Source organism: Komagataeibacter europaeus LMG 18890, from assembly GCF_000285295.1.
Taxonomy (GTDB): Bacteria; Pseudomonadota; Alphaproteobacteria; order Acetobacterales; family Acetobacteraceae; genus Komagataeibacter; species Komagataeibacter europaeus.
Map to the genome: position 1 here is coordinate 1 of NZ_CADP01000170.1, position 4,200 is coordinate 4,200.

Annotated in this window: 7 protein-coding genes; 2 read left to right on the forward strand and 5 right to left on the reverse strand. The window is 60.6% G+C overall.

Translation table 11 applies throughout. The features are described 5' to 3' along the window. The 3 genes from GEU01_RS19760 to GEU01_RS26545 all read right to left on the reverse strand — a co-directional run. On the reverse strand, positions 1-305 hold a 305-nt coding region (locus GEU01_RS19760), incomplete at its 3' end, for an IS5 family transposase (RefSeq protein WP_042710742.1). Between the two features lie 210 nt (positions 306-515). Next, a complete protein-coding gene (gene cysG / locus GEU01_RS19765; protein ID WP_019087432.1) occupies positions 516-1,910 on the reverse strand; it encodes a siroheme synthase CysG in 1,395 nt (464 codons plus the stop codon). An 87-nt stretch (positions 1,911-1,997) separates the two neighbouring features. Then, entirely contained in the window at positions 1,998-2,147 is a 150-nt protein-coding gene (locus GEU01_RS26545; protein ID WP_019087433.1) for a hypothetical protein, read from the reverse strand. A gap of 178 nt (positions 2,148-2,325) precedes the next feature. Here GEU01_RS26545 and panC point away from each other — a divergent pair, with 178 nt between their 5' ends. Beyond that, on the forward strand, positions 2,326-3,189 hold the full coding sequence (panC, locus tag GEU01_RS19775) for a pantoate--beta-alanine ligase (protein WP_019087434.1): 864 nt from the start codon (positions 2,326-2,328) through the stop codon (positions 3,187-3,189). A gap of 104 nt (positions 3,190-3,293) precedes the next feature. Here panC and GEU01_RS19780 read toward each other — a convergent pair whose 3' ends face one another. Then, the gene (locus GEU01_RS19780) at positions 3,294-3,488 is read right to left on the reverse strand and encodes a Trm112 family protein (protein WP_026018898.1); all 195 of its coding nucleotides are present in this window, start codon (positions 3,486-3,488) and stop codon (positions 3,294-3,296) included. A gap of 44 nt (positions 3,489-3,532) precedes the next feature. After that, entirely contained in the window at positions 3,533-3,769 is a 237-nt protein-coding gene (locus tag GEU01_RS19785) for a hypothetical protein (RefSeq protein ID WP_019087436.1), read from the reverse strand. Positions 3,770-3,886: 117 nt separating this feature from the next. Here GEU01_RS19785 and GEU01_RS19790 point away from each other — a divergent pair. After that, positions 3,887-4,200, forward strand: a 314-nt coding sequence (locus tag GEU01_RS19790) for a transposase (protein ID WP_019086551.1), incomplete at its 3' end; no start/stop codon positions are given.

The window sequence follows — 4,200 nt, forward strand, 5'->3', positions numbered from 1 at the left end:
CGGTGAACCCGGACCACCGTGCCGTCGATCATCGCATATTCCATGTCGGCCTCGTCAGAGACCGCTTCAAAAAGCCGTTTGAAAACACCGGCTTTCATCCAGTCGCTGTAACGGGAATAGACCGAGTTCCAATGCCCGAAATACGTCGGAAGGTCCCGCCATGGGCTGCCGGTCCGGGCAATCCATAAGACCGCCTCGATAAAAAGACGGTTGTCCTGCCCGCTGCGCCCGCGATCTGTTTTCTTGCCAAGGCACAGCGGTTCCATTTTCGCCCATTGGGCGTCTGTCAGTACGAAGCGATCCATACGGATTTTGAATCACATTTGGTGACTTTGAAAAAGTACAATTCCCAACAGACCCTGAAAAGTTAGCCCGGGAAACATCCTGAAATCGTAAGGAAGTTTTTGGTGGAGCTTTTTTCAAAAAGCTTCGACAGAACGCCGCCTTTTTGAAAAAAAAGGCGGCACCCAAAAACTTTTATTATTTTTTATCAATGAGTTGTTTTCAATCAGTCGCTATGGGGATATTACCCGGTGTCGAACCACTTCCCCTACAATAATCAGCGCAGGACTGCCAACGCCAGCTTCAGTCGCCTGTTGCGCAAGGCCCCCCAGCGTGCCGGTCAGCACGCGCTGGTCCGCGCGCGTGCCACGTTCGACAATGGCTGCGGGCCAGTCCGCAGGCAGGCCATGTTCCATAAGCTGTGCGCACAGGGCGGGCAGGGCGGAAACTCCCATATAGATCACCACCGTCTGTCCCGGGCGCGCCATGCTGTCCCACGGCAGGTGCAGCGTGCCATCCGCGCGGGCATGGCCGGTCACGAACATGCAGGCCTGCGCACAGTCACGGTGGGTCAGTGGGATACCTGCATAGGCGGCGCAGCCATTGGCTGCCGTGATGCCCGGTACCACCTGAAACGGGATGGCGGAGTCCAGCAGGGCCTCGATTTCCTCGCCCCCACGGCCAAACACGAACGGGTCGCCGCCCTTCAGCCGCAGCACGCGCTGGCCCATACGCGCGCGGCGGACCAGTTCGGCATTGATCTCTTCCTGCGGCATGGTGTGTTTGTTGCGGCGTTTGCCGACAAACACCAGTTCCGCATCACGCCGCACCCGGTCCAGTAAAGCGGGTGACAGTAACTGGTCATACAGCACGCAATCCGCATTCTGCATGAGGTGCAGCGCGCGCAGCGTCAGCAGGTCCGGGTCACCCGGCCCCGCACCGACCAGCCAGACCTCGCCCCGCGTGCCGGTGGCGGCAATGATGTCATCCAGTATGGCCTGCGCGCGCGCGATTTCGCCGCGCCGGGCAGCCTGTGCGCCCGCGCCGTCAAGGAAGGTTTCCCAGACCTGCCTGCGGCGTGAGATGTCGGGACAGGCCATCCCTACATGCTCGCGCTGCTGCTGCATGAATACGGCCAGTTCCCCCGTGCCATCGGGTATGGTGCTTTCCACCTGTTCGCGCAGGCGACGCGCCAGAACGGGGGCGGCGCCGCCGGTGGAAATGGCGATGCGCACCAGCCCGCGATGGATCTGGGCCGGGGTGATGAAGGTGGAGGGCTGCGGGTCATCCACCGCGCAGACGGGAATGTTCATTTCCCGCGCCAGGCTGGCGGCCGTGCGATTGACCGCGCGGTCATCGGTTGCGGCATAGACCAGGCGGCAGCCGGGCATGATGGCGCGCAGGGTGGTGTCATCGGCTGTACTGGCGGCATGGGTGATGGTGCCGTCCTGCGCCCATGCCTGCATTTCCGCATCAAGGCGGCTAGCCACGACCTCGACCTTCGCGCGGTGGGCCAGCAGCAGGCGTACCTTGTTGGCCGCGATCATGCCGCCACCAATCACCAGCACCCGGACATCGTCCAGCCGCAGCGCAATGGGAAACCATGCGGGTTCGGGAATATCGGTCATGCAGTCAAACAGCCGGTCGTGCCGGCATCCTGTAGCTGGGGAATATCAGGTCTGTACGGGAACGCGCGGGGTGGGAACGCGGTGGCGTCAGTGGGAGGCGACGTTCTTCACCCCTTCGGCATAACCCCAGCGTGCCCATGTCGAACGGTCCTTGACCGATCCCGGCGTGTTGGTGGCGCATGCGGCCAGTGACAGCACGATGGCACAGATGCCAAGAACGGGAAGAAAACGGGCCAAAAAAAAACCTCCTGCACGACGCAATGGCCGACATAGCAGAAAAGCCATCCCTGCACCACGTCCATACATGAATTGGCGCGCGCCCTCATGTCCCATCGTGTACGTAACCGGAATGATGTTATGTAATCCGTCCCGTCACTGGCGTCAGTGATGGATAGGGGAGAGGAAAAGATAGCGCATGGAAACCATCAGCACCGTCGCCGGATTGCGCGCATGTGTCAGGAAATGGAAGCAGGCAGGTGCGCGCGTGGGCGTGGTGCCGACCATGGGCGCGCTGCATGAAGGCCACCTGTCACTGGTCCATGCGGCGCGGGCGCAGGCGGAGCGGGTGATTGCGACAGTTTTCGTCAACCCGATCCAGTTTGATAATGCGGATGACCTTGAAACCTATCCCCGCACGCTGGAAGCAGATGCGCGCCTGTTGGAAAATGCAGGGGTGGACGTGCTGTATGCCCCCACCGTATCGCAGATGTACCCGCCCGGTTTTGCCACCAGCATCAGCGTGTCAGGCGTGTCAGGCGTGTCGGAAGGGCTGTGTGGGGGCACCCGCGCGGGGCATTTTGATGGCGTGGCGACGGTAGTGTGCAAGTTGCTTATGCAGACGCTGACGGATTACGCCTTTTTTGGCGAGAAGGATTTCCAGCAGGTTCAGGTGGTCCGCCGCATGGTCACCGACCTTGACCTGCCGGTTGAGATCGTGGCCTGTCCCACGCAGCGTGAGGCCGACGGGTTGGCCCTGTCATCACGCAACCGGCGTCTTGCGCCCCAACAACGTCAGATCGCCGTGGCCCTGCCGCGCATTATGCGGGCCAGTGCCGCCGATATCGCAGCAGGCGCGGATGTCCCGGTCGCATTGGCGCAGGCTGCCAGCCAACTGGTGGATGCGGGTTTTGACCCGGTGGAATACGTGGAACTGCGCTCGGAACTGGACCTGCAGCCACTGGCCGTCATGAGCGAAGGCACGCCCGTGCGCCTGCTTGCGGCGGCATGGCTGGGTGACGTGCGGCTGATCGACGGCATGGCGGTGTCCATGCCGGAATAAAAAAGAAGGAAGTTTTTGGGTGCAGCCTTTTTTCAAAAAGGCTGCATTCCTTGAAGCTTTTTGAAAAAAGCTTCACCAGAAACTTATGGTTTTTATCAGTTTTTTCAGGCGTCGATCTTGCGCGCTTCGTCGGGCAGCATGATGGGAATACCGTCTCGCACCGGAAAGGCCAGGCCTGCGCGCTTGCTGATCAGTTCGTCGGCCTCACGGTCATAGACCAGCGGCCCCTTGGTTACCGGGCAGACAAGGATGGACAGCAGCCGGGGGTCCAGAGGTGGGGCGGGCGGCTTTTCGGTCATGGCGGCAGATCCCATGCAGGTTGCAGTTATTCAGGTAACATTGGTCACGATGGGGATGCACCCTCATCGGGTTCATGTCCAGCCCCGTCCAGCAGATTGCGCAGGATCCGCGCCCGTGCGGCGGGCGTAGGGGCTTCCAGCATCATCTGGCGGGGTTCGGTGCCAAACGGGCAGATCATGGGCAGGGTGACCAGCAGGGCGGCATCATCCATCTGGCGCAGCGCGTCCCATTGCGTGCTGACACCCTGGGCCTCGCAGAAATCATGCAGGGCATTGAGCAATCCCTCGCGATCAAAGGGAATGTCATCGCCAGCATCCGTCAGTGTCTGACCGAAAATGAGTTGAGTGATTTCAGCGGGTTATGATTCATGGGTTTGCGATAACCTGATGAGATCAAGATGGCCTGGACTGAAATCACCCGAGCGCAGTATCAAAGGGACGACCTGGAGTATGCAAGCGACCTTCGCGATGCGGAGTGGGCGCTGATTGCGCCTTTGATGCCCGAGAGGAAACGACTGGGGAGACCACGACGTACGGATTTGCGCCGGGTCATGGAGGCGATCCTCTATATCGTCACTACGGGTTGCCAGTGGCGACAATTGCCTCGTCATTTTCCCGCCTTCACGACCGTGCAGGGCTATTTCTACCGTTGGATCCGCGAGGGACGATGGGAAGCCATGAACCATATTCTCGTGATCCTGTCGCGTGAGCA